Annotated in this window: 27 protein-coding genes; 11 read left to right on the top strand and 16 right to left on the bottom strand. The window is 47.0% G+C overall.

Going from position 1 to position 26,847, the window contains the following annotated elements; all coding sequences use genetic code 11:
- Nucleotides 1-93: 93 nt before the first annotated feature.
- Entirely contained in the window at nt 94-2,913 is a 2,820-nt protein-coding gene (locus tag ACJJI0_RS13830) for a M16 family metallopeptidase (RefSeq protein WP_444883038.1), read from the bottom strand.
- Between the two features lie 332 nt (nt 2,914-3,245).
- Entirely contained in the window at nt 3,246-3,644 is a 399-nt protein-coding gene (locus ACJJI0_RS13825) for a globin (RefSeq protein WP_252083656.1), read from the bottom strand.
- 464 nt (nt 3,645-4,108) lie between these two features.
- Between ACJJI0_RS13825 and ACJJI0_RS13820 the strand changes: the two genes are divergently transcribed.
- The 3 genes from ACJJI0_RS13820 (at nt 4,109) to ACJJI0_RS13810 (ending at nt 7,525) form a co-directional block, all read left to right on the top strand.
- Complete coding sequence (locus ACJJI0_RS13820; RefSeq protein ID WP_444883037.1) at nt 4,109-5,272, top strand: phosphoglycerate kinase; 1,164 nt, start codon at nt 4,109-4,111, stop codon at nt 5,270-5,272.
- 88 nt (nt 5,273-5,360) lie between these two features.
- Nucleotides 5,361-6,425, top strand: coding sequence for a class II fructose-bisphosphate aldolase (gene fba / locus ACJJI0_RS13815; RefSeq protein WP_252083654.1), 1,065 nt, complete (start codon nt 5,361-5,363; stop codon nt 6,423-6,425).
- Between the two features lie 119 nt (nt 6,426-6,544).
- A complete protein-coding gene (locus ACJJI0_RS13810) occupies nt 6,545-7,525 on the top strand; it encodes an alpha/beta hydrolase (RefSeq protein WP_252083653.1) in 981 nt (326 codons plus the stop codon).
- 720 nt (nt 7,526-8,245) lie between these two features.
- Here the strand turns inward: ACJJI0_RS13810 and ACJJI0_RS13805 are convergent.
- Complete coding sequence (locus tag ACJJI0_RS13805) at nt 8,246-8,686, bottom strand: DUF6326 family protein (protein ID WP_252083652.1); 441 nt, start codon at nt 8,684-8,686, stop codon at nt 8,246-8,248.
- A gap of 545 nt (nt 8,687-9,231) precedes the next feature.
- Here ACJJI0_RS13805 and ACJJI0_RS13800 point away from each other — a divergent pair.
- Nucleotides 9,232-9,612: a VOC family protein gene (locus ACJJI0_RS13800; protein WP_252083651.1), complete on the top strand. Its 381-nt coding sequence runs from the start codon at nt 9,232-9,234 to the stop codon at nt 9,610-9,612.
- Nucleotides 9,613-9,720: 108 nt separating this feature from the next.
- On the opposite strand, the gene ACJJI0_RS13795 is transcribed toward ACJJI0_RS13800, so the two are convergent.
- The 6 genes from ACJJI0_RS13795 to serA form a co-directional block, all read right to left on the bottom strand.
- Nucleotides 9,721-10,170 carry a cupin domain-containing protein gene (locus tag ACJJI0_RS13795; protein WP_252083650.1) on the bottom strand — a complete coding sequence of 150 codons (450 nt, stop codon included), beginning with the start codon at nt 10,168-10,170 and terminating at the stop codon, nt 9,721-9,723.
- 25 nt (nt 10,171-10,195) lie between these two features.
- Nucleotides 10,196-11,347: an MBL fold metallo-hydrolase gene (locus ACJJI0_RS13790; protein ID WP_444883036.1), complete on the bottom strand. Its 1,152-nt coding sequence runs from the start codon at nt 11,345-11,347 to the stop codon at nt 10,196-10,198.
- A gap of 143 nt (nt 11,348-11,490) precedes the next feature.
- Complete coding sequence (locus tag ACJJI0_RS13785; protein WP_252083648.1) at nt 11,491-12,273, bottom strand: LytR/AlgR family response regulator transcription factor; 783 nt, start codon at nt 12,271-12,273, stop codon at nt 11,491-11,493.
- Entirely contained in the window at nt 12,270-13,349 is a 1,080-nt protein-coding gene (locus tag ACJJI0_RS13780; protein WP_444883035.1) for a sensor histidine kinase, read from the bottom strand. Before ACJJI0_RS13780 ends, ACJJI0_RS13785 begins: the two co-directional genes overlap by 4 nt.
- Nucleotides 13,350-13,411: 62 nt before the next feature.
- Entirely contained in the window at nt 13,412-14,320 is a 909-nt protein-coding gene (gene rarD, locus ACJJI0_RS13775; RefSeq protein ID WP_444883034.1) for an EamA family transporter RarD, read from the bottom strand.
- 204 nt (nt 14,321-14,524) lie between these two features.
- A complete protein-coding gene (gene serA, locus ACJJI0_RS13770) occupies nt 14,525-15,772 on the bottom strand; it encodes a phosphoglycerate dehydrogenase (protein WP_252083645.1) in 1,248 nt (415 codons plus the stop codon).
- A 150-nt stretch (nt 15,773-15,922) separates the two neighbouring features.
- Here serA and ACJJI0_RS13765 point away from each other — a divergent pair, with 150 nt between their 5' ends.
- From ACJJI0_RS13765 to ACJJI0_RS13740, 6 genes are all read left to right on the top strand, one after another.
- Nucleotides 15,923-16,585, top strand: a complete 663-nt coding sequence (locus tag ACJJI0_RS13765) for a fumarylacetoacetate hydrolase family protein (RefSeq protein ID WP_444883033.1) — start codon at nt 15,923-15,925, stop codon at nt 16,583-16,585.
- A gap of 140 nt (nt 16,586-16,725) precedes the next feature.
- Complete coding sequence (locus ACJJI0_RS13760; protein WP_444883032.1) at nt 16,726-18,234, top strand: aldehyde dehydrogenase; 1,509 nt, start codon at nt 16,726-16,728, stop codon at nt 18,232-18,234.
- Nucleotides 18,235-18,473: 239 nt separating this feature from the next.
- Nucleotides 18,474-18,872: a biotin/lipoyl attachment domain-containing protein gene (locus tag ACJJI0_RS13755; protein WP_252083642.1), complete on the top strand. Its 399-nt coding sequence runs from the start codon at nt 18,474-18,476 to the stop codon at nt 18,870-18,872.
- 69 nt (nt 18,873-18,941) lie between these two features.
- Nucleotides 18,942-19,256, top strand: a complete 315-nt coding sequence (locus ACJJI0_RS13750; protein WP_252083641.1) for a putative signal transducing protein — start codon at nt 18,942-18,944, stop codon at nt 19,254-19,256.
- 164 nt (nt 19,257-19,420) lie between these two features.
- A complete protein-coding gene (locus ACJJI0_RS13745; RefSeq protein WP_444883031.1) occupies nt 19,421-19,807 on the top strand; it encodes a SpoIIAA family protein in 387 nt (128 codons plus the stop codon).
- Nucleotides 19,808-19,970: 163 nt separating this feature from the next.
- Complete coding sequence (locus tag ACJJI0_RS13740) at nt 19,971-20,732, top strand: TerC family protein (protein WP_444883030.1); 762 nt, start codon at nt 19,971-19,973, stop codon at nt 20,730-20,732.
- 78 nt (nt 20,733-20,810) lie between these two features.
- Here ACJJI0_RS13740 and ACJJI0_RS13735 read toward each other — a convergent pair whose 3' ends face one another.
- Entirely contained in the window at nt 20,811-21,266 is a 456-nt protein-coding gene (locus ACJJI0_RS13735; RefSeq protein WP_444883029.1) for a phosphate-starvation-inducible PsiE family protein, read from the bottom strand.
- 76 nt (nt 21,267-21,342) lie between these two features.
- A complete protein-coding gene (locus tag ACJJI0_RS13730) occupies nt 21,343-21,939 on the bottom strand; it encodes an esterase/lipase family protein (protein WP_252083637.1) in 597 nt (198 codons plus the stop codon).
- Between the two features lie 267 nt (nt 21,940-22,206).
- Here ACJJI0_RS13730 and ACJJI0_RS13725 point away from each other — a divergent pair, with 267 nt between their 5' ends.
- Nucleotides 22,207-23,154 carry a DUF5996 family protein gene (locus tag ACJJI0_RS13725; RefSeq protein WP_444883028.1) on the top strand — a complete coding sequence of 316 codons (948 nt, stop codon included), beginning with the start codon at nt 22,207-22,209 and terminating at the stop codon, nt 23,152-23,154.
- 250 nt (nt 23,155-23,404) lie between these two features.
- Here ACJJI0_RS13725 and ACJJI0_RS13720 read toward each other — a convergent pair whose 3' ends face one another.
- The 5 genes from ACJJI0_RS13720 to ACJJI0_RS13700 all read right to left on the bottom strand — a co-directional run bounded on the left by ACJJI0_RS13720 (nt 23,405) and on the right by ACJJI0_RS13700 (nt 26,743).
- On the bottom strand, nt 23,405-24,232 hold the full coding sequence (locus ACJJI0_RS13720; RefSeq protein ID WP_444883027.1) for a DUF5694 domain-containing protein: 828 nt from the start codon (nt 24,230-24,232) through the stop codon (nt 23,405-23,407).
- Nucleotides 24,233-24,436: 204 nt separating this feature from the next.
- Nucleotides 24,437-24,898, bottom strand: a complete 462-nt coding sequence (locus tag ACJJI0_RS13715; RefSeq protein ID WP_444883026.1) for a YccF domain-containing protein — start codon at nt 24,896-24,898, stop codon at nt 24,437-24,439.
- Between the two features lie 288 nt (nt 24,899-25,186).
- The gene (locus ACJJI0_RS13710) at nt 25,187-25,705 is read right to left on the bottom strand and encodes a nuclear transport factor 2 family protein (RefSeq protein ID WP_444883025.1); all 519 of its coding nucleotides are present in this window, start codon (nt 25,703-25,705) and stop codon (nt 25,187-25,189) included.
- 333 nt (nt 25,706-26,038) lie between these two features.
- Nucleotides 26,039-26,269: a hexameric tyrosine-coordinated heme protein gene (locus tag ACJJI0_RS13705; RefSeq protein ID WP_152455425.1), complete on the bottom strand. Its 231-nt coding sequence runs from the start codon at nt 26,267-26,269 to the stop codon at nt 26,039-26,041.
- Nucleotides 26,270-26,365: 96 nt separating this feature from the next.
- On the bottom strand, nt 26,366-26,743 hold the full coding sequence (locus tag ACJJI0_RS13700; RefSeq protein WP_444883024.1) for a PH domain-containing protein: 378 nt from the start codon (nt 26,741-26,743) through the stop codon (nt 26,366-26,368).
- Nucleotides 26,744-26,847: the final 104 nt, after the last annotated feature.

The raw sequence follows: 26,847 nt of genomic DNA, 5'->3' as shown, positions 1-26,847 counted from the left end.
TAAAAAATAATACTTAAGTATTTAAATTTAGTTTTAAAGGTGTGTGAATTAGAAGCCAGGCACACTTTTGTGTGCCTGGTCAGTATTAGGGGGCTAGTTCAGGGTTGTTTTTTCTATCGGATTGCCATTGGTGTCGAGTTCAATAATCTGACCAATGTTAAGTTCAAGAATACCGTTTTCTATTTTGCTTTTATCACCAACAATCACCCAGATAAACTGATCTGGCTTAATAGTGTCCTGGGCCAATTTGTGTATTGCCTGAAGGTTTACATTGCGGATTTTTTCTGCATAGCTATCCATATAATCCAGAGGGCGGTCATAAGTGATTATGCTCGAAACTGCACTGGAAACAGCTTTAATGGTTTCAAAGCTACCTGGTAACTCATTGACACTTTTATTTTTTACTTTTTGCAACTCCTCTTCCTGAGCTGGTTTGTTGCTGATATAACTGCGCAACTCAGTCTGCAGTTCTAGCAGGGATTCTCTGGTTTTATCTGTTTGTACCGGTGCATAGATCATTAATGGCTGCTGGCCTTTCGCTCCCGTTAAAAAGGAATAAGCCCCATAAGCCCAATGCTTATCTTCGCGCAGGTTCATATTTAGGCGAGCGGTGAATGTGCCGCCAAAAATATCATTCATCATATGCATCGCATCGCGCTCAGCAATCTTTTCGGAGGGCGCCAGCAAGCCGCCAATAATAATACTTTGTTCTGCGTCAGGTTTGTTAATTAGATAGACACTGGCTTTTTGAGGATGTGCTACTCGTGTAAGGTTTTTCTGGGGCAGGGGACTTTCTGGTGCGCTCCAATCGGCAAAATGCTGTTCCAGTTTCTGTGTTAATACCTCGAGGGTGATATCACCAACAGCAACTAGGGTGGCATTGTCTGGACGCAGCCAAGTTTTATGGTAGTCCACCAAGTCATCACGATTTAATGACTCTATAGAAGTCTCTGTACCGGAACCGGTAAATGGTACGCCGTAGGCATGGCCCTCTCCATAAAGTAATGGCGGTAAGCTGCGTAACGCCATTTGTACTGGACGAGTTTTTTCTTGTTGAATAGCAGCGATCCAGCGCGACCGTTTACGTTCAATTTCCTCTTCTGAGAAAGCCGGGTGCATAACAATGTCGGCGAATAGCGCTAGGGAGTCATCTAAGTTGGTTTTCAAGGCATTGAGGCGCACGGTAGAAGTGTCGATGTCGGCTCCTGCGCCAATATGTGCACCCAGTATTTCCTCTCTCGCACTGATCTGCAGTGCATCCAGTTTGCTGGTGCCCTCTTTCAGCATGGACATCGCATAGCTGGATGTGCCCAATTTGTTGCCTTGATCTGCGGCATATCCGGCATCAAACTGCAGGCGTAGATCCACGACAGGTATAGAGTTTCGTTCAGCCAGGACTACTTTAAGTCCGTTAGAAAGCTCGGCTGTTTGTAGCTTGGGGAAGGGTACACTGGGGAAATTGCCCGTCTCAGGTAGTTTGCTGCGGTCAGCCCCGCTTTTGGTTGCTTTGTATTCGGGGAAGGGCAGAACCTCAAGATTGTAATCACCACTGGACAACCATTTCTGTGCAGCTTCACGAACCTTTTGTGGGGTGATTTTTTGTTTCTCACTCAGTGCATCCAGATAGGCATTGGGGCTGTTTTTATAGAGCTCGCCACGGGCAAGGAGTACCCCTTTACCGCTCCAGCCTCCGACTTGCTCGAGGCTGCGCACCATTGAGGCGTATTCGCTCATATTTACCCTGGCCAGCTCCTCCTCGGTTGGCCCTTCGGCAAGGAATTTCTCCAGCTCTTCCTCAATGGCGGCCTCCACCTTAGCAGGCGCTACACCGGGCTTGACGTCTGCGGTAATAGGGAAGATGGAGGAGAGTTCGAATTCATGCAGGCCCACGCTGATATTGGTGGCGATTTGGTCCTTGTAAACCAGACGCTTATACAGGCGTGAATTCTTGCCGTCACCGAGCACTGCTGCGGCCAGAGCAATAGCATTGGCGTCTTCGTGGGTGAGGTTGGGGGTATTCCAGACTTTATACAGGCGGGGCTGGGCTACGCGGTCGAACATTTGCTCGCGGCTGGATTGATCCCGTTTTGCAATCCAGGCCTTTTTCTTTATTAGGGGAGGGCCGGCGGGGATATCGCCAAAGTAGTGGCTCACTTTAGCCTTGGCCGTTTCCACGTCGATATCGCCAGCTAGGACCAATACGGTATTAGCTGCACCATAGTATTGTTTGAACCATTCATGCACATCCTCAAGGGTTGCGGCATTGAGGTCTTCCATCGAGCCGATGGTGGTCCAGGAGTAGGGATGATTGGCGGGAAAGATCGCTTTTTGCATACGCTCCCAAACTTTGCCGTAGGGTTGGTTTTGCCCTTGGCGCTTTTCATTCTGTACCACCCCGCGTTGCTCATCGAGCTTTTCCTGGGTAATCACTCCCAGTAAGTGGCCCATTCGATCGGATTCCATCCAAAGGGCCATGTCCAGTGCGTTGGTCGGTACAGTTTCAAAGTAATTGGTACGGTCTAGCCAGGTAGTGCCGTTCATTCCTGTGGCACCGGCCTGCTCAAAAGGTTTGAAATACTCATCGTTGTAATTTTCTGAGCCGCTGAACATTAAGTGCTCAAATAAATGGGCAAAACCTGTGCGTCCAGGTTTTTCATCCTTGGAACCAACGTGATACCAGACTCCCACGGAAACAATGGGAGCTTTGCGATCTTCATGAACGATAACGCGCAGGCCATTCGGCAGGGTAAATTTCTCGAAATTGATGGAAAGCGGAGCTGTGGCACTTGCTGTGGAGGTTAATGCTGAGCTGAGAGAGTTTTGTTCGTGATTATTATTTTCTGGTGCTTTTCCGCAGGCAGATATAGCCAGAATCAGTGTCAGGGGTACACTGTACTTTCGTACAATTTTCATAGTATTTCCTTGTCGAATAATCCTAATAATCGGTATTGGGGGCGCTTTTGAGTGGCAGGCAATTAACGCTGAGTCTCTTATGAGTTTCTTATTATAAAATTTTTTCTGAAAACAGATTGGCTAATTATTTGCTGCTTTCTCCATGAATACGACACTAGTTCATGGAGGAGTTACCTGTGCAATACGATCTAAAGAGTTAGTGGGTCTGCTGTAGACCTATATTGATGCACGATGAATTGAGCTTTATTACTGAGTTCTTATAGCGGGCGAGGGAGCACCTGGCAAATACGCTGCTTTACGCGTAGGTGGCTCCCAATAAAAAGCCTAATGACTTAGTAGGCTTGGCGAATGATATCGATTCCTGGTGTGATGGCACGGTTCCATGCCGCTTCGATCTCAGGGGAGAACGCACTGTCATGTTGGCGTAGGGTGGCTATCAGGGCATCCAGCCACAGGCGGTACCATTCTGGGCGAATATTATAGCCAGTGCGGTCGTGGCTTTTACCCAGGGCGCGCAGTTTGGTGTCAGACATACCACGGGAGTAAAGCACTAATTGCATAATGCCGTTACGCAACAAATGCCGCTGGGCCTTCATATCTGTATTGGCAAACAGATTGCGAATATCCGCGGAGCTGCCCATAAAGCGATCGTAAAAGTCCTTAAAGAATTCCTCATTGTTGCAGCAGCGTCCGTAACTTTGAAAGACTATATCGCTGTCGGATTGTTCCATAGGTAAGAAATCTCCATATGTGCCCCGCCGCTACCGTGGTATACGCCGGGTCTTGTGTAGTAGTGCTTATTCGATGGGGTCGGCGATTCTAGCGGTGTGGCTTTTCAGCGAAAAGAACTTTTGCATCAATGGGTTACAGAGCAGAGAGGAAGGAGAACACGAGTCGTAAGGGTGAGGCTGGATCTCTCAAGCCATAGGTTCTAGTTGAGTCTTTCGTGCAGCTTCTCTGCCAAATACCTAGCTCGCGTATGGAGTTAGGAGTTTATATGAGCGCGGCTATAAGTTTGGCATTAGGTGCCTACAGGTGCTTTTGCCAAACAGGCTTAGAGTGAATTTCGATCTTTTCTGGCTCTGACATTAAAACTGCCATGTTTTTCCTTGTTTAACTGTCGGCAGTGGTGCGGCGCAGTTGATATACTCCGCGCCCACATTTTCAGTTAATCGAAGTAAAAGAGGATTGGCGAATGGCGGTCAAATTGATGACAGATCTGGAGCTTGCGGGTAAGCGCCTACTAATTCGCGAGGACTTGAATGTACCGGTGAAAGATGGTCGGGTAACTTCTGACGCCCGTATTCGCGCGGCGCTTCCCACTATCCAGGCCGCCATTGATGCTGGTGCCAAAGTACTGCTGATGTCCCACTTGGGCCGTCCTACAGAGGGGGAGTATGCGGATGAATTCTCCCTGGCTCCGGTAGCTGCGCATTTAAGTGAACTACTCGGTCGCGAAGTGGCCCTGATCAAAGAGTGGCGCGATGGCGTCGAGCTGGCTGAGGGCGATGTGGCGTTGCTGGAGAACGTGCGTTTCAATGCCGGCGAGAAAAAAGACAGCGAAGAGCTGGCTAAAGCTTACGCGTCACTCTGCGATATTTTTGTAATGGATGCCTTTGGCACTGCGCACCGCGCTCAGGCTTCCACACACGGTGTGGCCAAGTTTGCTCCAGTCGCTTGCGCCGGTCCATTACTGGCAGCCGAACTTGATGCTCTGGAGAAGGCACTGGCCGAGCCAGCCCGCCCATTGGTAGCGATAGTGGGTGGTTCTAAAGTGTCTACCAAGCTCACCGTATTGGAGAGTCTGGCGGATAAAGTAGACCAGCTGATTGTGGGTGGTGGTATCGCCAATACTTTCCTTGCCGCTAGCGGCAAGCCGGTGGGCAAGTCTCTCTGTGAGCACGACTTGGTGGATACCGCTAAGAGTTTGATGCAGAAGTGCGATATTCCTGTGCCCGTTGATGTTGTGACCGGTAAGGAATTCAGCGAAGCAGCTGTAGCGGAAACCAAGGCCGCCGATGCCGTGGCTGAAGACGATATGATTTTTGATATTGGTCCACAATCTTCTGCAATGCTGGCGGAGATTCTTAAGGGCGCGAAAACCATTATCTGGAATGGTCCTGTAGGCGTATTCGAATTCGATCAGTTTGGCGCTGGCACTGAACATCTGTCTAAGGCCATTGCCGATAGTGATGCCTTTTCTATTGCCGGCGGCGGCGACACCCTTGCGGCTGTGGATAAATATGGTATTGCCGATAAGGTATCTTATATTTCCACGGGCGGTGGTGCCTTCTTGGAATATGTTGAAGGCAAGAAGCTGCCCGCGGTAGCCATCCTGGAGTCCCGCGGCGAAGGCTGAGTACCCAATAATGCCCTCCTCTTAAATGTGGAAGGCAATAAAAGCAAAAAATTACAAATACGACGAGTAGACGAGAAAGGAATTTAATATGGCTCTTATCAGCCTACGCCAATTGCTGGACCACGCTGCCGAGCATGGTTACGGCGTACCGGCCTTCAACGTAAACAATTTGGAACAGATGCGCGCGATTATGGAGGCGGCAAAGGAAACCGACTCTCCAGTAATCGTGCAGGCCTCCGCCGGTGCGCGTAAATACGCCGGTGCGCCCTTCCTGCGTCATCTGATCCTGGCCGCCATTGAGGAATTCCCTGAAATTCCAGTGGTAATGCACCAGGACCACGGCACCAGTCCGGCAGTGTGCCAGCGTTCTATCCAACTGGGTTTCAGCTCCGTGATGATGGACGGCTCCCTGCGTGAGGACGGCAAAACCCCGGCTTCCTACGAATACAACGTTGATGTTACTCAGCGCGCAGTAGATATGGCGCACGCCTGTGGTGTTTCTGTTGAGGGTGAACTGGGTTGCCTGGGTTCCCTGGAAACCGGTATGGCCGGTGAAGAGGACGGTGTTGGTGCTGAGGGCAAGCTATCCCATGATCAGCTGCTGACCGACCCGGAAGAGGCTGCGGACTTTGTACAAAAAACTAAGGTGGATGCCCTGGCAATCGCCTGTGGTACCAGCCACGGTGCCTATAAATTTACCCGCCCGCCTACTGGTGACATCCTTGCTATTGACCGTATCAAGGAAATCCACGCGCGTATCCCAGGCACCCACTTGGTGATGCATGGTTCTTCCTCTGTGCCTCAGGAGTGGCTGGCGGTAATCAATGAGTTCGGTGGTGAAATCCCCGAAACTTACGGCGTGCCGGTAGAGCAGATTTGCGAAGGCATCAAGCACGGTGTACGTAAGGTCAATATTGATACTGACCTGCGTCTCGCCTCCACCGGCGCCACCCGTCGTTTCCTGGCCGAGAACCCGTCAGAATTTGATCCACGCAAATTCTACAAGGCTGCTATGCAAGCTATGAAGGAAATTTGTGTTGCGCGTTACGAAGCCTTCGGTACCGCCGGTCAGGCCAGCAAGATTCGTCCGCTCAGCCTCGATGCCATGAGTGAGCGTTATGCCGCTGGCGATTTGGAACCGCAAATCAAGTAAGCGCTTACTTATTTTGCAGTGAAGAAAGGCGGGCATTGTGTCCGCCTTTTTCATATTTAAGTCACCATTCACTCAGCCTGTCTCTTCCCACCCAGTGAAAATGCAGTACCATTGGTTCAATGGAAACCTTGCAAGACATCAACACCTACGAAAGTAGCCCGGTAATTCAGCGCCCGGACTACTCGGCATTGCGGCAAAAGCTGCCGCAGCTGGACTTTGCCAATGATACGGCACCGTTGCTGACTGAGATGCAAGACTACCGAAATTTTTACGACTTACATTTTCCTCTCTCCTATAAAACTGGTGTCGGCACTTTTACTGCGGCGGGCTTTGAGCTGGTGTCCCAATATTGGCTGGTTGAAAAACCACGCGGTACCTTGTTTATCTGCCATGGTTATTTCGATCACACCGGTATTTATGGACCAGCGATTCGTTTTGGCCTCGAGCGCAATCTCAATGTGGTGATTTTCGATTTTCCTGGTCACGGCCTCTCCAGCGGCGAGCGGGTGGCTATTCAGACTTTCCTGCAATACCGCCAGGTATTTGATCGTCTTTTATCGGTTGCCGAAGGGAAACTACCCAAGCCTTGGCACGCCCTAGGGCAAAGTACTGGTGGTGCCGCCTTATTAGCGCACTTGCAATACAGTCGTAAACAGCCACTAGATAAGGTTTTTCTGTTGGCTCCTCTGGTGCGCCCGGCCAATTGGCTTCTGGTGAAATGGAAGTACTATCTTGGACGCTTGTTTATTAGTGAACCCAGTCGAGAGTTCACGATTAATACCCACGATGCCGAATTCTCCCGGCGCCAGGCCCTGCGCGACCCCCTGCAATCCAGGGTAATTTCCATGTGTTGGCTCGGCGCCATGGTGGATTGGATCAAGACTTTCCCCAAAAGCGCACGCAATCCACGCAAGATCTTGGTGGTACAGGGCACCGGTGATGGCACGGTGGATTGGCGCTATGATATGCGCGCAATTCGCGATCGTTTTCCGCATTGCCACCGAGTATTAATTCGCGGTGCCCGCCACCAAATGATCAATGAAACCCAGCCCTATAGGCATCAGATACTGGCTGCTATGGATGACTGGTTAAATAGATAGGCTAAAAAGCCTCTCATTCCCCAATTTTATCTATGCTAATTTTCCACTGATTTTCTCATATTATTACATTGAGAGGCTTTATTGGGCTCGGTAATTCTATTGATTGAGCCTTTCATCACATGTCTCATGTTTTTCAAAGAGAGAGGGAGATTCTTACCAAAGGATTTCTCCGGTAATTAGGGAGGTGAACAAGGGTAAGAAAATGATTGAGGGGGGGGAGTGTCGAGAGAGGCGAATTTCTTTCTCAAGTAATACGTACTTTATTTCAGCTCCTAAGGAAAAATCATAAGTATTTACAATCCTGTGGAATGCCAGCAGTCTACGGACACTATTCCATGGCTGAAAAATTATGATGGATTGTTGTTGGGATCTTGTGGCTTAAACAGAAAGGCCCGTTGTAGGTGTATTTTAATTCTGAAAAAATTGAATGGGTTGTTAATTTTTAGAAAGTAATTTTTTTGGAGTTGCACTAAAAAATTTAGTAAGGCCTATAATATCTGAAGTGAAATATAAGGTTGAAGAGATACCCTATTTTTGAGAAAAACAACTATATTGGAGATAGTTAAAGTGCTTGTTGATGGCGGTTGTATGAAGGTTCTGCCTACTTGACCTGGATCGATATTTTTGGTCCAGGTCAAGCATGTTGAAATCAAGGTATGAAAAGTTTGAGGTGGAACTATATTTTCTATCTTGCGTTCTTATTGATTATTCTGCTTATTATCATGTTTCTTCTTTAGGCCACTGCCAAGCCAGCCAAATAATTACTAACTTAAGAGTGATTTCAATAAAGCCTAGATAAAAATAGAAGTACCATGATGACATGAGCATTGTGGCACCCAAGAATATAATAAATATTGTGGCAACAATTATATTAAGCCATTGGCAAATCTTCGGCTTTAGCATTAAGGTTAGTGCAACCATAATGCATGGTATTGATACTATTATCGCCACTGAAAGCAGTGAACCTTGAGTAACTGCACCGAATGGGCCAAATCCCTCTATAATTCTCTCAATTTTTCCTATCTTGAACAGTCCAAAGAAATCTCCATATATATAACAAAATAATACTGATGCCCACAAAGCAGATATTTTAATTTTCACATTTACATAAGGTTCAGATAAACTGACTGTGGTTTTTCGTGTTTCTTTTTTGTTACTCATGATGTCCTCTAGACTTTATGTACGACTGCTTCTTTACTTGAGTTGGTTTCAATTCTTGGCATACTTTATTTGAGTCATTTTGTTTTCCTAAAAAACGTTATTTGAGTCCTATACATAGAGCATTATCATGCAATAAGGATATTATTAGATGGTGCCATTAACATTGTGTTTTCAGATTAGCCCACATATTCTTCGTCTTCGCTTGCCCTATATGATTTCATGTTGCCTATAACAGCTGATATCGACTTTTCCCCTCTTGCATTTAATCTAAACTTCATCTTCTGATAGTTGATTAATATTTATCCTCTATGCCTCCTTTTGTTCGAGAGTTTATGTTTAGGCTATTAGTGTTGCTATCTGGAGATTGACGGAATGCTGAATGAGAGCGTTGAATGGCAGTATGCAGCGATAAAGTGTTGACCAATTTTTAGTCGGGGTAGATGATAGTCATACTGGAGAAGACGTGGAGTAAGAGGAACTCAGTTATTACTACCTAGATAACCTTACAGGTTGTCTTGTCATTTACTATTGAACAGGAGGGTGTAATGTTTAGTCATATCATGGTTGGTGCTAATGATGTTCAGCGGTCTAAAGCATTTTATGATGCTGTTTTAGGTGCTCTGGGGTATGAGCCAGGTGTTATTGATGAAAAAGGTCGCTGCTTTTACTTCACTAAAACCGGTGTCTTTGCTATTTCCAAGCCTATTGATGGGGAAGTAGCTTCTCATGCCAATGGCGGTACTATAGGTTTTAGTGCAAAGAGTACTGAAGAAGCTGATGCTTGGCATCAAGCAGGTCTTGCTAATGGCGGGGTTGCTTGTGAAGATCCTCCTGGAATACGTGAGGGTGTAGCTGGCAAATTGTATATTGCCTATTTGCGTGATCCTGCAGGAAATAAAATTTGTGCCTTACATCGGGTGGGGTAAAGTTTCTGACTTGATAGAATCGCCAGCCTTAAGTGTGCTGGCGATTCTTGGTGCGCTAACGAGACAGGCTAATGTGAGTAGCCATTAAATTTTATTTTTTATGTTGCCTTAATTTATTTTTTCTTCTGGATTTTTGAAAATGGTTGTTGGTTCCCCTTCAGGGCCAGAGTAGAAAAGAATGATAGTTACTGGTTCACTACCATCGTTGCGACCATAATGCCATTTATTGGTGACCTCAATAAAAGCTTTTCCCTCTCCGAGAGTTAGTGTTTCTTTTTGTCCAGGAAGAACAATAGTCAACGTGCCTTTCTCAATATACACACCGTTTAAAACAGGATGTTTGTGTACTGGCATTTGCTTTCCTGGGGGGATTTTTACGCGAACAATAGTTAGCTCTTGTTGACCCGGTTTCATTTCAGGGAGTTTATGCCCCTCCCAGTCTTTGCTTGAAGCCACTAATTTTTCGAACGTTACACCACCAATATCTGCCTCTCCCTTAGCACTTAAGGGAAGTGTTAGGCAAGCAGATACAAGAATCATAGTTTGAAGAGACTTCATAAGGAGTTTCCATATGATTTTCAGGTTAGAGTTTAGAGCCGCTATTTTCTGTTGATTGCTTATGTTGTATGTCTTGCTTATTTGTGGGTTTTTTACTTGCTTTATTGTTCTTGCTGTCTGATGGATACTCCACCCTACATTGTCCGCGTCCACTATCTGCCAGTGTTATTTTATCTAAGTCATCCATTACTCTGATAGGGCCCGTGTAATAGTTGCTCATGCCGGCAATAAATTCCTTTTTATCGGCTTCCGTTACCGGGGGTGGAATAAGATGAGTCAAAGCTACAGATTTTACTCCAGCTTTAGTTGCCATTTTGGCAATATCCAGGGTGTTAGAGTGATAATGAATGATTTGATCCGATTTTTCATAGCGAAGTCGTGCCCTGCGATTGTTCCCCGTTTGCTTGAGTTTACTAATGTATTGAGCATAGCTGAGGGCTTCAGAAATTAATAAATCCGCGTCACGTTCAATATTTTCCAGGCCATCGAATACATGGGTATCTCCGGTGATAATGACTTTACAAGGACCGAAACGTATCTCATAGCCAAATGCTGGAAATACGGGTTCATGATGTACGGCAAAGACAGAAACCGTAGTGTTTCCATGGTGCCAGACTTCCTGAATAACTTCCGATTGATCACCGGCAATATTTATTAGGTGTGGAGTGGCAACAGCTAAAACGGGATCGAGTATCCCTTGTCTATTTGCTGATCTAAAGAGAATATCGGGTCCAAAACTCTTCCTGATCCCCTCCATAATGTTGAAAATACCATAGGGCCCATAAACGTTGATCGGTTTGCTGGCGCCTACAAACCAGGATTCATTAATCACCATTGCCAGCCCCCCAAAATGATCGGAGTGCCAGTGAGTAATAAATATAGGGTCCACTTGAGCCAAGTTAAGATCCAGCTGGCCGATACGCGCTGTCGTACCTTCACCCGCATCAACTAGAAATAATTTTCCACTACTGCGTATTGCTACACAGGCAGGATGGCGCAGCCATTGATAGGCCGGGTCCGGGGTTCCGGTGCCACAGAAGTAAATATGCATCTTGCCATCGTCTTCCACATAGGGAGGATAGTGACGAAGGGATTCAGGTTGTTTGGCTGTCGAATGAGAAGACAGAATTGAGAAGAGTAGAATGGCCAGGAAAAGTTTGGCGAAAACTTTCAGCATTTTTTTGCTAATCGTTGATCTTGGAGATAAACCAAGAGTAAGCCCGGATCTATAAAACTTCCATTTTGTTCATCCCTAGACTTCAGATCTTATCTTTTTAAGTTCTTTTAATTACCGAGGTATAAAACCAGTCTTTGCTTTGGTTACATTTGCTTAAATAAGTGCATATAGCGTCTGCTGACAGGCAAAACTTCCTGGCAATATTTTAAATGTATTTGAGCTGTATCTCCGTCTCGGATGACATGTTGAATGGCTTTAAAGTTAACGACTACTGAGCGATGTACTTGTACGAAATGTTGTGGGTCCAGCTGGGCAGAAAGGTCTTTTAGAGGTGTTTTAATCAGTGCTTCAGATGTCTTCCCATGTGATTCACTCCAGGCTATTAGCGTATATTTTTCATCGGAACGTAAATAGTGGATATCCTCTACCGCGATTAAACGCAGGGTGTTTCCAATAGAGGCTTTAATCCAGCGCAAATAATTGCTTGGTTGCGTCTTTTGAAACTGCTCGGTAATTTGTTCCAACGACTGAAGGCTGTTTTTTACTGAGCTTGTCATTTGCAGGCGTTCTTGTAGACGAGACACGGTGTTGGCTAGTCGGTCGTTTTCCACAGGCTTAACCAGATAATCCAGGGCTTCTTGCTGGAAGGCCTTCACGGCATATTGATCGTAGGCGGTAATAAAGACCAAATGGGCGCGGCGGCCAATTTCCTGTGCTGCCTCAACGCCGGAAATACCCGGCATTTGGATATCGAGAAAGCAAATATCCGGCTGGTGGAGCTCAAATAACTCTATGGCTTCTCGGCCATTGCGCGCCTCCGCCACAACTTCCAATTCGGGCCATTGGGCGGCAAGTTTGCGAATAAGGGCTTGACGCAGTAGGGGCTCATCATCGGCGACCAGGGCGGTAGCAGTGCACAGTGTCATAGGTGTTGTTTCCTGGCGATAGGGTAGTGGATTTCTGCGAGCATTCCCCGAGGTTGTAGGGCCGATAATTCCAGCGAAGCCGTTTCCCCAAAAGTAAGGCGTAAACGTTCTCGCAATGTTGAAAGTCCTGTCCCCATTCCGCTGGTTTTACCTTGCATGCCCACCCCGGTATCTTGAACTTTTACCCTGCACATACCTTTATGTAGGAGTACACGTATTTTTATTTCACCGCCGCTTTCGCTGGGATCTATGCCATGGCGAACGGCATTTTCAACAAGGGTCAATAAGGCCAAAGAAGGGCAGGGTAGTGAGTGAACCTCTTCATCGGCATTGATAGAAAAATGCAGGCGATCGGGCATGCGCATTTTCATCAGGGACAGGTAAGCTTTGACCAGGGACAGTTCTTGGCCAAGAGTGCTCTGGCTTGAATCCAACTGTGGAATGGTTGCACGCAGATAGGTGATCAGGCTGTCCAGTAGTGCTGGTGCCTGTGGAGAGGCGGAATCCACCAACTCGCGCACATTGGCGAGCGTATTAAAAAGGAAGTGTGGCGTTACCTGGGACTGTAACAATCGCAAGCGACTATCCAGTGCCTGCCGCTCCAGTGCGCCCCGCGCACGTTCAAATTGTCTGGCCTGCTCGCGTACTATTTCATCTCGCTGGCGCAATAGGGCGGACATGGCGATCCAGGGGGCAAACAATACACCGGTTACCATAATGGCAAGAAAGCCCAGGTGCTGGTCGTGGTTTTGCCAAAATGAGGGTCCACCTTCTTCTGCTGTGCCCATGTAGACGGTCAGTAAGGCCAAGGGTATGGATAGAGCTACCCCAACAACTTGAAGGGCCCAGCGCGGTAATGATTGCGGTAACTTTTGGGGCCAATGTTCCAACAGTCTGTAAGACAGCAGCGCGGCCAGTGCGGAACTGCTGGTGCGCACCAGCAGTTCTGGATAAGTACCTTTCCAGTAAAGTCCTAGGAGCAGGGTCCAAGCCAGTATGGCGATTAGCACCGTAAGTAACTGCTGCCGGCCGGGAAGCGGCAACTTATCGATTGAAAGTCGAGGGGGTTGGTGCATGGCGGTACTTAATCCTTATCCGTAGCCGCCATTTTCACACACTGGGCTGGCGAAGCTTATCCTTAAAGTGAGGCCTTGCCCTGCAAATGGAGTTTGCGTCTTTGTGCCAGGGCATCCATTGAGTAGAGCGCTAGACCCATCCATACAAACATAAAGGTAGTGAGTTTGCCCTCGCTAAATGGCTCACCAAGCATTTGGGTGGCGACCACCAGCATTAGTGAGGGCCCGATGTACTGCAGGAATCCCACCGTGGATAAGTTCAGCCTGCGCGCAGCAATTGTGAATAACAGCAGTGGCACTAGGGTGACGGGGCCGGCCAATACCAACAGACTGTTTAGTTCCCAGCCGTTGTTCAATAAGTTACTGGTGGGGCTGGCGCTCCAAAGCAGGTAGATCAAGGCTACCGGCAACATATACAGAGTCTCTATGGCCAGCCCGGTAAGGCTTTCCACCGGCGCACGTTTGCGCGCAAGCCCATAGAGGGCGAAAGACCCAGCCAGGAATAGGGCGATGACCGGCACACGGCCGAACTGCCAGAGTTCGTGGACAATACCCATGGCGGCAAGCGCCACCGCCAACCATTGTAGGCGCCGCAATTTTTCTCCTAGGAATAAAACCCCCAGGACAATATTGATTAATGGGTTGATGTAGTAGCCGAGACTACTTTCCAGCAGATGGCCATTGTTAATAGCCCAAATAAATACCAGCCAGTTACCGCCAATCAGTGCGGTAGTAAGGGCCAACACCCGCATTTTCTTGTGGTCGCGCAGAGTGCGGATAAGATCGGGCAATTTGCCCAGCAGTAACATAATCAGCAGCGCCAGCGCGAAGGACCAGATACTGCGGTGGGCGAGGATCTCAGCTGCGGGAATGCCTTGTAGCTGATTAAAGTAAATTGGGGCCAGCCCCCAAATAAGGAAGGCGGCAACGCCGGCGAGAAAGCCGGTAGTGGCGGTATCGTTGTTGCGCAAGGGAACACCTGCTATGGAAAATGCGATGTTGGCTTGGGCCCGGTCACGCGAGAGGGTGCGTGTGGGACTGAACCAACAGAATAGGAGCTGCTATTGTAGAAGTGAGCGCCATGGTGGATCAATCCTTTTATCGATCAGCTGAGGGCGCAGAAAGACGGGTGGCAGAGGAGTTGCACACCCGTCCATAGAGGGCTTTCTAGGGAGCTAGAACAACACGCGGCAGCGCAGGGTGCCGGGGATATTCTTCAGTTTTTCCAGCGCTAGGTCCGAGTAAGCCGCATCCACATCAATCACCACATAACCCACTGTCTCGTTAGTCTGCAGGTATTGGGCAGAGATGTTGATGGCATTATCTGAGAACACCTGGTTAATGGCACTCAATACACCGGGGACATTTTTGTGGATATGCAGCAGGCGATGGGTACCGGCGTGTCCTGGCAGTGCCACCTCGGGGAAATTCACAGAGCTGGTGGTGGTACCGTTATCGGAGTAGTGCGCCAGTTTTTCCGCCACCTCGGTGCCGATATTTTCCTGGGCTTCCATGGTGGAGCCGCCCACGTGGGGAGTCAGCAGGGCGTTGTCGATGCCGCGCAGTGGGGAGAGAAATTCATCGTCATTGCCGCGTGGCTCTACCGGGAATACATCGATAGCGGCACCGGCCAGGTGCTTACTATTGAGGGCTTCTGCCAGGGCTTCAATATTCACCACGGTGCCACGGGAGGCGTTTAGCAATATGGCGCCGGGCTTCATTTGTGCGATTTCTTCGGCACCCATCATCATTTTGGTAGAGGGCAGCTCGGGTACATGCAGGGAAACGACATCGGACTCGCGCAGTAACTCCTGCAAGGAGCCTACCTGGCTGGCGTTGCCCAACGGTAGCTTGGTGATGACATCATAAAATTTCACCCGCATACCGATGGCCTCAGCCATGACTGATACCTGCGAGCCAATAGCACCGTAACCGATAATCCCCAGGGTTTTACCGCGGGCTTCGAAGGAGCCCACTGCGGATTTGAGCCAGCCACCGCGATGGCACACGGCATTTTTCTCTGGGATACCGCGCAGCATGAAGATGGTCTCGGCGATAATCAGCTCCGCCACGCTGCGGGTATTGGAATAAGGCGCGTTAAATACGGCAACACCGAGCTCAGTGGCCGCTTGCAGGTCCACTTGGTTGGTTCCGATACAGAAACAGCCAACGGCAACCAGTTTCGGGGCATTTTCTAGCACCTTGCGGGTCAGCTGGGTGCGGGAGCGAATACCGATAAAATGGGCATCCGTGATCTTCTCGATCAACCGATCTTCGGGCAGGGAAGTTTTTAGAAACTCTACGTTGGTGTAGCCACGGGAGGCCAACAGATCAATAGCCGACTGGTGTACACCTTCCAGCAGCAGGATGCGAATCTTGTCTTTTTGCAGGGACTTTCTTTGATCGGAATTGTGCGGAGCCATAAACTATCTCTTCACTGAGTGCGGGTAACGCGATGTAAAAAGTGCTTTGCCACTTCTAAGAGGTGCCGAAGTCAGGCGAAGGCGCGATCATAGCACATGCTGGTTATATCGCTTTATTCGAAATTCCTATCCTAACTATCTTATTTATTTATGTACCAACACCAATTTACCTGTGGCAGTGAAGTTCCTTACAAGCTAGGCAAGATTATCTGTGTGGGGCGCAACTATGCCGACCACGCCGCCGAGTTGAATAATCCGGTACCTGAGGAGCCGTTGCTGTTTATCAAACCGGCTACTGCGGCAGTAGACATGGCCAAACCTATTCACCTGCCCACGGGACGTGGCAGCTGTCACTTCGAGGGTGAGTTGGCACTGCTGATCGGTAAGAAATTGACCGATGCCAATGCGACAGAAGTTCCCCCGGCAATTGCTGGTCTGGGTCTCTCGCTGGATCTCACCCTGCGTGATTTACAGGCACAACTTAAGCAAGCCGGGTACCCCTGGGAAAAGGCCAAGGGCTTTGATAATTCCTGCCCCCTTTCTTCTTTCGTCAAATTGGACTGGTTGCCGGATTGGGACAAGCTTAGTTATTCGCTGTGGCTAAACGGGGAGCAACGCCAGTGTGGTAAAACTGAGCATATGCTCACCCCGATACTCGATTTGGTGGCCTATATCAGCAGTTACTTTACTCTTGAACCCGGCGACGTGGTGTTGACTGGCACCCCAGCGGGCGTCGGTGAGCTGCATCACGGCGACAAGCTGATGATGCAGTTACAGGATGATTGGTTACAGGTGGAGACTGAGGTCGTGTAATTCTACTTAGGGGCCTGCCTTTTGGGGCCCCTTAATGTACTTGCCAAGCCACAATAAGCCGGATGCCAGCAACCCCTTTGATTTGTGATCACATTTTCGATATAACCTGAAAAAACTAACAGTCTCAGACGAGGTGTGCCATGAAAGAAGAAAATAACATCCCGCAAAACCTGCAGGAGTGGCAGGCTCTGGCGGCCTCACTCAAGATTGAAGGCCGAGCCTTTATCAATGGCGAGTATGTAGATGCTCTATCTGGGGAAACTCGTGCCACCTATAACCCCGCCAATGGTGAAGAATTGGCGCAGATCGCCAGCTGCGGCCCACAGGATGCCGATCTGGCAGTCAATGTAGCACGCGAGACTTTTGAGTCCGGTGTCTGGTCGAAAATGCCGCCGATGCAGCGCAAAAAAATCCTGGTGCGATTTGCCGAACTGATCGAAGAACACTTAGTGGAAATTGCCCTGTTGGAGAGCCTGGATGCGGGTAAGCCCATTGGCGATACCATGGCCGTGGATGTTCCCGGGGCAGCCACCACTATTCGTTGGAGTGGTGAGGCCATCGACAAGATCTACGATGAAGTTGCTCCTACAGGCCCGGGTGAGCTTGGTCTGGTAACCCGCATGCCGCTGGGGGTGGTGGCGGCAATCGTGCCCTGGAATTTCCCATTGTCCACCACCGCTTGGAAGTTGGGGCCGGCGTTGGCCACTGGCAATAGTGTGATTCTAAAGCCGGCCTCCAATACCCCGCTGACAGCGATTAAATTGGCTGGTTTGGCCAAGAAAGCAGGTCTGCCCGATGGCGTACTGAATGTATTGCCGGGACCAGGTAGTAGCTTGGGTAAGGCGCTGGGCCTGCATATGGATATCGACTGCCTCACCTTCACCGGTTCCACCGAAGTGGGCAAGACCCTCACCGAGTATTCCGGTCAGTCAAACTTGAAGCGTACTTTCCTGGAGTTGGGTGGAAAGAGCCCGAATATTGTCTTTGCTGATGCCGACTTGGATAAGGCCGCCGATGCAGCAGCATTGGCCATTTTCTATAACCAGGGGGAAACTTGTACTGCGGGTTCACGCCTGCTGGTAGAAAAGAGCATCGCCGATGAGTTTATTCAAAAGGTAAGCAAGGCTGCTGAGCGCTTTAAGCCCGGCCACCCACAAGATCCCAATACCGCAATGGGTGCGCTGATCGATCGCAGTCAGTTCGATACGGTTGAATTCTATGTGGCCAAGGGCCTGGAGCAGGGCGCGCAGCTGGTATGTGGTGGTCAGCCGGTGGATGAGGTGGCCGGTGGCTACTATTACGAGCCGACCGTATTTCGCAATGTGACTGGCGAAATGACCATCGCCCGCGAAGAGATTTTCGGCCCGGTACTGTCGGTGATCGAATTTGAAACAGAGGAGGAGGCGCTCGCCATAGCCAATGATTCCATCTACGGGCTGGCGGCAGGTATCTGGACCAATAATTTGGGACGCGCCCATCGTATGGCCCGCGATATCTATGCGGGCTCTGTGTGGATCAATAACTACTTTGGCGGAGATATCACTGTCCCATTTGGTGGCTTTAAACAGTCGGGTAACGGCCGGGATAAGTCCCTGCACGCCTTGGATAAGTACTGTGAATTAAAATCCACCTGGATAGATCTCAGCTAGATTCACTCTTCCTGCATCTTAGTAGCATAAATTTACAAAAGGGCCACGAATAGTGGCCCTTTCTTTGCCTCGCTAGTTTATTTATCACCCCTTTTATTTTCCTGTCACCTAGCTATTCAATCTGGCGTGAATTATTTAGTCAGCTATACCTAAGTTATCGCCTTTTAAAAATGCCTTCGGCGACATGGCCCATAAACTGGGCTGGAGTCTGTGGAAAAACCAGCTTGAGGAGAATTGGCTTGAGAAAAATCTGCCTGTTTGTCGTTATCCTGGCTGTCAGCGGAATAACACCTCTACGGGCAGCGGAGGCCCCCAGGTTTGGAGAGATTGCGGGGCTAGTCAGTGTGGAGCGAATATATGCCCAGGCAATGCGCACCACACAGGTCCACAGTTTGATTGGCAATTGGATGGAAGTATTTGTCCGGCATGGGGATGCGGTGGAAAAGGGGCAACTTTTGGCGGTTTATAAAAGTACTAGGGGGAGGGCTGTGTTGGAATATATTGCCAGTCGTTCCGGGCGGGTACTTATTAATAGCCGGGCAGCACTGAATACCGTAGAAAGTGTTCTGGAAATCATCACGGTACCCCATGAAGAATATTGTCGACATGTAGATTGCACAGCTGCAACAGAGGAATAGAGCTTATCTATCGGGTTCATCTACTGGTTGTGAGTATTCTGGGGGTTCTGGAACAGGGCCTCTTACCTCATGAAACTCATTTATACCCATGAAAACCGCCTCTTGGTGGAGCTGGTTAAAAGTCGCCTGGAAGTTGCCGGTATAGCGGTCAAACTGAAAAATGAATTTGCCCAGGGTGCATCTGGAGAGCTGGCCCCGAACCAAGCTTGGGCGGAACTTTGGTTGGAGCGAGACCGAGATTATGAGCGGGCCTGTCAGCTATTACAGGATGCCGAAGCTGAACAGAGAGGCTGGACCTGCCCCAGCTGTGGTGAAGAGAACGGGGCGGCCTTTGACTATTGTTGGCAATGCGGAAAATCACGGCCGGTAGCCTGTGAAGAATAGCTATTTTCATGTGTCCAAATTGTATTCCTTCAAGCAGAAGTAATGTTCTTAGCCTGATAAAAATAAAGCATTAATTTTTGGCGCAACGACTTCTAAGTGTTTCTTTAGAGTGTGTATTGAAAGCTAACTTATCCTGTGTAGAAAACGTCAGTTAAGGGTGACCTATGAGTGATCAACCTCACGGTGTTTCTATCGGTTTGGAGCAACAAGGCAATCACTTCTTTTTGACTCTGCGAGCTCGCGGAAAACTGACGCATGAGGATTACCAGACCATGGTACCCATGCTCAACTCCGCTATTGCCGGTGTAGAAAACCCCAAGATTGATTGTCTAATGGATGCCAAGGAGTTACAGGGTTGGGAGCCGCGCGCTGCTTGGGACGATTTAAAGTTAGGGTTATCTCATGGCCGTGAGTTTAATCGGATTGCGGTAATCTCTGATAAGCGCTGGATGAAAATAGCTAGTAAAGTGGGGAGCTGGTTTATCAGCGGTGAGTATAAAGTATTTGATTCTGAAGATAAGGCCATGATCTGGTTGCGTCAAGGCGAATAGAGTAGCTTAATATGGCCTACTTCCTGACACTCTCTTCTGAACACTGAGTTAGTAGAGAAGTCAGGTGACTACAAAAGATAAAGTTTGGCGCTGACTGTGCCATATTGGCCTCCCCTAGTTACGGGAAGAGCATTTCAGAATAATTAATAGATAAGGAATTTTTATGTTCGAGTGGATAGCCAGCCCGGAAGCCTGGGTTGCTCTGGCTACATTGGCAGCGCTGGAAATAGTTCTGGGTATCGATAATATTATTTTTATTTCTATTCTCGTTGGGCGCCTTCCGCCCCATCAGCGGGAACCGGCTCGTTTTATTGGCCTGACCCTTGCTATGGTAATGCGCCTAGCATTATTGTTTTCCATCGTCTGGATTATGGGGCTGGTAGAGCCACTGTTTAGTATTTTTTCAATGGAGATATCTGGTCGCGATATTATTTTAGTGGGAGGCGGCTTGTTCCTGATCGCTAAAGCCACACATGAAATACACAACAGTTTGGAGGGTGCTGAGACTGATTCGGCCTCACTGGGGACCGCCGGTTTTGGCATGGTGCTCCTGCAAATTGCCATTCTCGACATCGTATTTTCACTCGATTCTGTGATTACTGCCGTAGGTCTGGTAGATGAAATCTCCATTATGGCTGTCGCCATTGTCCTAGCAGTATTGGTTATGCTAGTAGCAGCCAAACCAATAGGTGACTTCGTCGATCGTCATCCCACGGTTAAAATTCTCGCGCTGGCGTTTTTGATTATGGTTGGACTTACCCTGGTGGTAGAAGGTTTTGATGTGCATGTACCCAAGGGGTATATCTATTTTGCCATGGCATTCTCGATGGCGGTGGAGATGCTTAATTTGCGCCTACGTAGTAAGAAAGAGCGCAAAACAAAGCCGGTGCGGTTACATCATGCATTACGTGAGAATGATAACTAGTATATAAATCCAGTCTTAATTGGGCGAATGGTGAATCAGCACTTCGCCCAATTTAAAGTGACTAATATACTGTAAAAATTAGTAATTACTTCTTTTGTTTTTCAGTATTAGGTAGGTTAATCCTAGTGCTAGAGTCGCAGCTGCCAGCCCGATTAATTCTCCCGCACTGACTTTATCCAGATCCAGAATTATAAACTTACGCGCAAGTGCCAGTATAGCAATTAAGACTACAACGGTAGTTTGAATAATACTCTGCTGCTTGGTTACCACATATTGCAGGGTGTGGCTGAACTCCAGTGCAATCAGTAAGGTAATAATCTCACCGAAAATAGTCTGGAATACTTTGTGATCAAGAGGATCTTTCATGCCGATCAATAGCATGGAGTATACAGAATAGGCAAGACGACTAATGGCGATAATAACAATTACAATAATGATAAAGGTGAGAAGTAGTGCAATAAAGCTTTCGAATTTACGGTAATAATTCTGGATGGCACTTTCTGGCTTGGCGGTCTCTTTATCTGAATTACTCATAGTTAATTGCCTGTGAAAGTAGGCTAGGCATATTAAGCATTTAGAATTTCTTAATGAGGCTATTCATAAAATATATTTACTCCATACCTGTTATGACTTCATTTTTCATCAATGAAATAACTTTAGTACTCATTGGCATTAATCTGTGTAAGATAACCGGAACCTCATAAGATACACCAATTCCCAGCTGGGCACTGCTGTGTGGCATTATGGTGATGTCGTATTTAGTCCAAATTGAGACAGGTTGGGTTTGTTCCAAGAGGTGTATTGACTTGTTTAAAGATTTTAAGAAGTCACTACCCACGCGTAGCTGTTTCCCTCCTTTATATGGCAGAAAATTTGCCCAATAGCTACCATGGTGTGGAGAGGCAATAGAGATAAATTTATGCACCTTATCAATACCGCTCATGGCTTGTAGGTAATAGCGCGCGACAATTCCCCCCATGCTAAATCCTATCAACGTACAAGTCTCCTCTCCCTTAAGTATATTCTCCATCTTTGCCATTAATTGAGCGGATAAATGCTCCATACCGTGCCAACCTGAGTTGTAACGCAAGTGAATGTAATGTGTGTTATAGCCTGCTTCAGAAAGTATACGTTGCATTTTTAACAGAGAGGTACCCCGGTCAAAAATCCCGGGGACTAATAGAACAGTATGGCTTTTGCGGCTCATGCGTGACAGGTATTCAGTTGTTTAGAGTTGGTATGTTTGGGGTAACGCGATTAACTTATTAGTTTCTCGACTGAAGAGTGTAGTTTGCAAGTCAAAGGCGTGGGAATTTGCTTGGTGACACTAATAATGTATTTATAAGTTATGTTGGCATGTAGAGAATCATTTGGTGTCGATAATGTTACTGTTGTGGATTTTTCCGAATGCTGCTTATTTTTTGCTGAGGCAGTAGTCTTTTATTTTATTTGTTGTGAGTGATCGGAGTGAAATATGAAGATGCCTTCAAATCGTTCTAAGAATTCAGATTGGCCTGAACTTCACTTTCAAGATTGGTCAGACACAGTGGCCACATTACATCTGTGGACACAGATCATTGGTAAGATTCGCTTGGTTCAGACACCTTGGACAAATCACTCCTGGCATGTGCCTTTTTATATATCAGCAAGGGGATTGAATACCTCTCTGATCCCCTATGATGGAAGAGATTTTTCTATTGAATTTGATCTTCTTGAGCATCAACTTTCAATATTGGTCAGTGATGGTGGCAGGCGTATCATACCGTTAACGCCAATGTGCGTTGCCGATTTCTATATGGCGGTTATAAATGTAATGAGGGATCTTGGTCTTTCAGTTGAAATCTATACCACACCTAGTGAGATTGCCAATGGTATCCCCTTTGAAGAGGATAGGAATCATTGTCATTATGACTCAAGGTTTGCAACCCGTTTTTGGCAGGCGCTAGTGCAAATAGATAGAGTTTTTAAAGAGTTTCGTTCCCGTTTTATAGGGAAATGCAGTCCTGTACATTTTTTCTGGGGAAGTTTTGATTTAGCGGTTACACGTTTCTCTGGCAGAGAGGCACCTCTGCATCCTGGAAGCGTTCCAAATTTCCCTGACTGGGCTGCTCAAGAGGCATATTCTCATGAAGTCAGTAGTGCTGGGTTTTGGCCCGGCGGAGGAGGTTATAAAGATGCTGCATTTTATTCTTATACGTATCCTGCATCTGATAAATTTTCGGGTCAAGAGGTTAGTCCGGATTCTGCGTTTTATTCAAAGGAGCTGTCTGAATTTATCCTTCCTTATGATGAGGTGAGGAAGTCTACTGCACCAGATGAAACATTATTGGCTTTTCTGCAGAGTACCTATGAAGCTGCAGCGAGCACTGGAGGGTGGGATCGGAGTGCTCTAGAGAAAGAATTTATTCCAAAAGCTAGATAGAAATATTGATAGCAAAATCATAGGTATGATTATTAAGGTGGATGTAATCTTGTTTTTGTATGGTAATTCCTGAGCTGAAAATAAACTATCTTACACGTAGTTAGGGAGGGAAAGCTAAAGTTAAAATTTCTTGTGTGTTTATTTTTTGCTAAGCTTGGATATCGCACTATAAGTAGTGTGATATCCAAGGGTATGGATTGGAATGAGTATTACTCTCAATTGTTAGTGATAAATAAGCCGGGTAGGAATTCTAGAGGTAATTATTGATATCCCACGCCCGGCGACTTTTATCAACCTCTAGAAGGGTCTTTAGGATAGCAGTATGACCTGAGCCACCGATAGCAATTACTTTAGTTCCTGGCTGGGCTTTGGCCTGTATATTAGCGTACATCCGGAAATTACGGTGCCACCAGCTTGCTGCTGCATCGGCCCCAATAAAACCTTTACCTGCACCTATATCATTTTCCATAATATAGAGATTCATATTATCTAGATCTTCCTTTGAGCTATTATGGAATTGCAGTAATTGACCTAAAGATAAAGTGCTGTGCCTGAGAGATGTATCCTTGCCGATCTTCTCTATAAGTTTGTCATGAGTTCTTTTTCTCTCCGGTGTTTCTTTGGTCATATAATCTCTTAGTTCAGCACCTTTCCAATGAACATTTCTTTCGTCATAACAAAGTACCTTGTCCAGTCCCGCTTTTTCCGCTATACGAAATCCCAGTTGCTGATTCTCATTTACGCTGAGGTCATGGTTGCCATTTTTATAAGAATTGAACTTGCGATTTATTGTTTTTTGATATGTCGGCGGGCATTCAATTAATACGTGGGTGGGCCCCTCATCTGCAAGCTTGCTAGTAAGTTGCTCCAAATAGCGCTGGTTATTGGGAGTAAGTACGTTGATTACCTCTGACTTTACTGAATCCAATCCAGGATTATGAAAATGAAAAACACCAAATAGCATTACTTGGGCTGCTGGTGTGTCCTGTTCTGGTATTACGGGTTTTTCAGTGGCGTAGCCAATAGAGTTGGCAGCTAAAGCAAATGTACCAGCTAAAATTAAGGTAAGTTTTCTCATTGTTATACTCCCTGTGTTCATTAAAATGAGTGACGGTTGTTATGTCACTCACGGTAAGACGCTGTAGAATCACAGGGAGATGCAGTATTAATAAATTTATTGTCTGCTATTTAAATAAAGCTATCTGGTACTAATGGCTTAAAGGTTCATTGATCACCTTGTCTCATTGAAACCACTTATCAGAAAGGCCTTATTCTTAAATGGCTAGATGTTTCCTCTCATTCTTGAAACTATCGTCTCAGCATTTTTCATCCTTGCAGCTTGGGCTACTTCTGTCACTACAATCGTTTTTCCAATTGGTGATAAGGATATGCCTGCAAGCTTTAAGTGTTGAATGGCGAAAGGGATACCAATGATGGTTACAAAGCAGGCAACAGCATGTACCAAATGGCCAATCGCCAGCCAAATTCCGGCAAATAGGAACCAGATGATATTGCCGATCAAGCCAAGTCCACTGGTCCCAATATCTTCGTTTAGGGTCAGCTCCTTGCGTGAAATAGCCTCACGTCCAAAGGGAAAGAATGAGAACTTGCCCATTACAAAGCAGGCCCTACCCCAGGGAATACCGATAATGCTGACAAAGGCGATTAGTGCAAAAAACCACCAGCAAAGGCCCATAAAGACTCCGCCAAGAATAAACCATAAGAAATTGCCCAGGGTTCGCACACTTACTTCCTCGAGAGTTATTGTGGGGACTTAATGCAGTTGCTGTTCAGGTACCAGGGCTAAAACCTTGCCAGGCGGCACCTAGAAAGGCGATATCTTCCCCCTTTTGATATGCCCATACCACTCTGACGCGGTAGAGAGCTTCTATAGATGCATTAGGGCAAAAATTTGAATGAAGCACAATGGCTGGCATAGAGTGGTCAATCTCACCGGCTGGCGAAAGAAAGGTGAGCGCACTAGAAGAAAGCCCAATATTGCTAAGGATTACCGTTTATTAGCTTTTATACTTTATGGGATGAGTTCGTTGGCTGGGGCATTGGCATTGAGTAGCCGCTCGCATTGACTCTTGCCAATAATTGGCAGTTGGTTATCCAAAAATCCCATTTGTTTAAGTACAGAGGCTTGATCCCAATAGATATGTTCTGAGCTGATCCTATCGCCGTCAAAGTCAATTACTGCAACATGGGGAACAGACAGTTTCCTTCCCGTGGCTTCGATACCTGGAGCGAACCAATCCATACGCAGGGAGTGTGTCAAATGCAGGATAAACTCATCGATAACTCTGTGTTTTCCTACTGTGCGAGTCAGTAGCTCCAGGCTAACATCGGTCGGCATCTGCGGTATAAAAATATCCCGATAGAAGTTCCTCAGGGGTTCCTTTCCGGTTGCACCTGTGTTTACCGGGACGTGAATTAAAACAGGGTTGTCGGTCATAGTGGCGATAGCAGCATCAGCATCCTTTAGCTCAAACTCGGCTGCTGTATGGGTTTCCCAGACCGTAACAAGTCGTTCTTCTTGCTCACTCATGTCTATTACCACTCCATATTCCAAAAGGAGATAGGTACCAATGGCAATGTGATCCGCTCAATTGAGTCTTACCTTTATCGATATCTATACCAATGTCTAGATCAAGGTTTCTCTGCCACGGGCATCCAAAAGAAAGAATAGTTGCAATATAGATTGAAAAATTGGAGATACTGGTGTTTCTTGATGTTTATAGTGAATTCTGTTGAATATCAGCCAGGGAGACCGGTTTTATTTAGGTAAAGCTTGACTGGATAATTATTGTGAGGAAGGGGGAGAGGCGCTTTACAGAACTTTTAGCTAATTTTCAAATTCAATGTAAAGCGCTGAAATCTCTTAACCGCGCCAGTAGTTATTGGCGGCAGCTACTGTCTGAAAGTTGATGGCAACTACCTGGGATGAGGCGATCAAGCTATCTGCGTTTTCCTCGTAGGAAGCTCTCAACTTGCCTCTGACCTCATCCGAAGGTTGGGTGTATTTCACTCCCATTCTGGATAGTTTCATGGCCAATTCAAACCCTTGCTGTGCATTCTCGGTAATCAAACTTTCTAACCACATGTGTGACATGAACTTCCCTCTCTTGTGTATAAAATCTGTGGTGGCTTAAATATACCGACTTAACATTAAAATTGAAGGCCTAAATTGTGACTTCCTTCAATATTGTTAAGCCAGTACATACTTACTGATATATTGATTAAATTGGATAAGATCAAAAGACCCTTTGATTTCAAATTTGACCTTTCCCACCTCGCTGAGATACACCACGATTTCACAGTCCAGGTCTAAGGTGCCAGAGCTTTCTACAGAAAACGCCTGTATTTTACTGTAGGGCAGTGATGTGTAGTCGACCTTGGAGCCGGTAATTCCCTGGACGTTGGCTGCGATAATTCTTTTGTTGGTGAAAACCACCTGATCGCGAATGGTTTTGAACCCTGCGAAGATAGATTCACTTTCAATTAAAAATTTATTGAAATCATCTCTAGCCTCGGAGATATCAATAGGCTTCAGTTTGAATATAGGTGAACTTTCAAAGTCGATCATAAAGCTTCCATGTGATTCATTTTGACACGCAGTTATTGTATATATGCTGCATTTTTATAACAGTGCAAGCCTTAAGGTTTATTGCCAGTCATTAATGGCTTATA

Source organism: Microbulbifer mixtoriginis (SeqCode) (assembly GCF_052466695.1).
The sequence above is the reverse complement of the archived record's forward strand: the minus strand, read 5'-3'. Positions and strand labels throughout refer to the sequence as shown.

Excerpts from the sequence above, each read along its gene's own strand:
- ACJJI0_RS13830 (WP_444883038.1), bottom strand. The coding sequence starts at position 2,913 with ATGAAAATTGTACGAAAGTACAGTGTACCCCTGACACTGATTCTGGCT.
- ACJJI0_RS13825 (WP_252083656.1), bottom strand. The coding sequence starts at position 3,644 with ATGGAACAATCCGACAGCGATATAGTCTTTCAAAGTTACGGACGCTGC.
- ACJJI0_RS13820 (WP_444883037.1), top strand. The coding sequence starts at position 4,109 with ATGGCGGTCAAATTGATGACAGATCTGGAGCTTGCGGGTAAGCGCCTA.
- fba (WP_252083654.1), top strand. The coding sequence starts at position 5,361 with ATGGCTCTTATCAGCCTACGCCAATTGCTGGACCACGCTGCCGAGCAT.
- ACJJI0_RS13810 (WP_252083653.1), top strand. The coding sequence starts at position 6,545 with ATGGAAACCTTGCAAGACATCAACACCTACGAAAGTAGCCCGGTAATT.
- ACJJI0_RS13805 (WP_252083652.1), bottom strand. The coding sequence starts at position 8,686 with ATGAGTAACAAAAAAGAAACACGAAAAACCACAGTCAGTTTATCTGAA.
- ACJJI0_RS13800 (WP_252083651.1), top strand. The coding sequence starts at position 9,232 with ATGTTTAGTCATATCATGGTTGGTGCTAATGATGTTCAGCGGTCTAAA.
- ACJJI0_RS13795 (WP_252083650.1), bottom strand. The coding sequence starts at position 10,170 with ATGAAGTCTCTTCAAACTATGATTCTTGTATCTGCTTGCCTAACACTT.
- ACJJI0_RS13790 (WP_444883036.1), bottom strand. The coding sequence starts at position 11,347 with ATGCTGAAAGTTTTCGCCAAACTTTTCCTGGCCATTCTACTCTTCTCA.
- ACJJI0_RS13785 (WP_252083648.1), bottom strand. The coding sequence starts at position 12,273 with ATGACACTGTGCACTGCTACCGCCCTGGTCGCCGATGATGAGCCCCTA.
- ACJJI0_RS13780 (WP_444883035.1), bottom strand. The coding sequence starts at position 13,349 with ATGCACCAACCCCCTCGACTTTCAATCGATAAGTTGCCGCTTCCCGGC.
- serA (WP_252083645.1), bottom strand. The coding sequence starts at position 15,772 with ATGGCTCCGCACAATTCCGATCAAAGAAAGTCCCTGCAAAAAGACAAG.
- ACJJI0_RS13765 (WP_444883033.1), top strand. The coding sequence starts at position 15,923 with ATGTACCAACACCAATTTACCTGTGGCAGTGAAGTTCCTTACAAGCTA.
- ACJJI0_RS13760 (WP_444883032.1), top strand. The coding sequence starts at position 16,726 with ATGAAAGAAGAAAATAACATCCCGCAAAACCTGCAGGAGTGGCAGGCT.
- ACJJI0_RS13750 (WP_252083641.1), top strand. The coding sequence starts at position 18,942 with ATGAAACTCATTTATACCCATGAAAACCGCCTCTTGGTGGAGCTGGTT.
- ACJJI0_RS13745 (WP_444883031.1), top strand. The coding sequence starts at position 19,421 with ATGAGTGATCAACCTCACGGTGTTTCTATCGGTTTGGAGCAACAAGGC.
- ACJJI0_RS13740 (WP_444883030.1), top strand. The coding sequence starts at position 19,971 with ATGTTCGAGTGGATAGCCAGCCCGGAAGCCTGGGTTGCTCTGGCTACA.
- ACJJI0_RS13735 (WP_444883029.1), bottom strand. The coding sequence starts at position 21,266 with ATGAGTAATTCAGATAAAGAGACCGCCAAGCCAGAAAGTGCCATCCAG.
- ACJJI0_RS13730 (WP_252083637.1), bottom strand. The coding sequence starts at position 21,939 with ATGAGCCGCAAAAGCCATACTGTTCTATTAGTCCCCGGGATTTTTGAC.
- ACJJI0_RS13725 (WP_444883028.1), top strand. The coding sequence starts at position 22,207 with ATGAAGATGCCTTCAAATCGTTCTAAGAATTCAGATTGGCCTGAACTT.
- ACJJI0_RS13720 (WP_444883027.1), bottom strand. The coding sequence starts at position 24,232 with ATGAGAAAACTTACCTTAATTTTAGCTGGTACATTTGCTTTAGCTGCC.
- ACJJI0_RS13710 (WP_444883025.1), bottom strand. The coding sequence starts at position 25,705 with ATGAGTGAGCAAGAAGAACGACTTGTTACGGTCTGGGAAACCCATACA.
- ACJJI0_RS13705 (WP_152455425.1), bottom strand. The coding sequence starts at position 26,269 with ATGTCACACATGTGGTTAGAAAGTTTGATTACCGAGAATGCACAGCAA.
- ACJJI0_RS13700 (WP_444883024.1), bottom strand. The coding sequence starts at position 26,743 with ATGATCGACTTTGAAAGTTCACCTATATTCAAACTGAAGCCTATTGAT.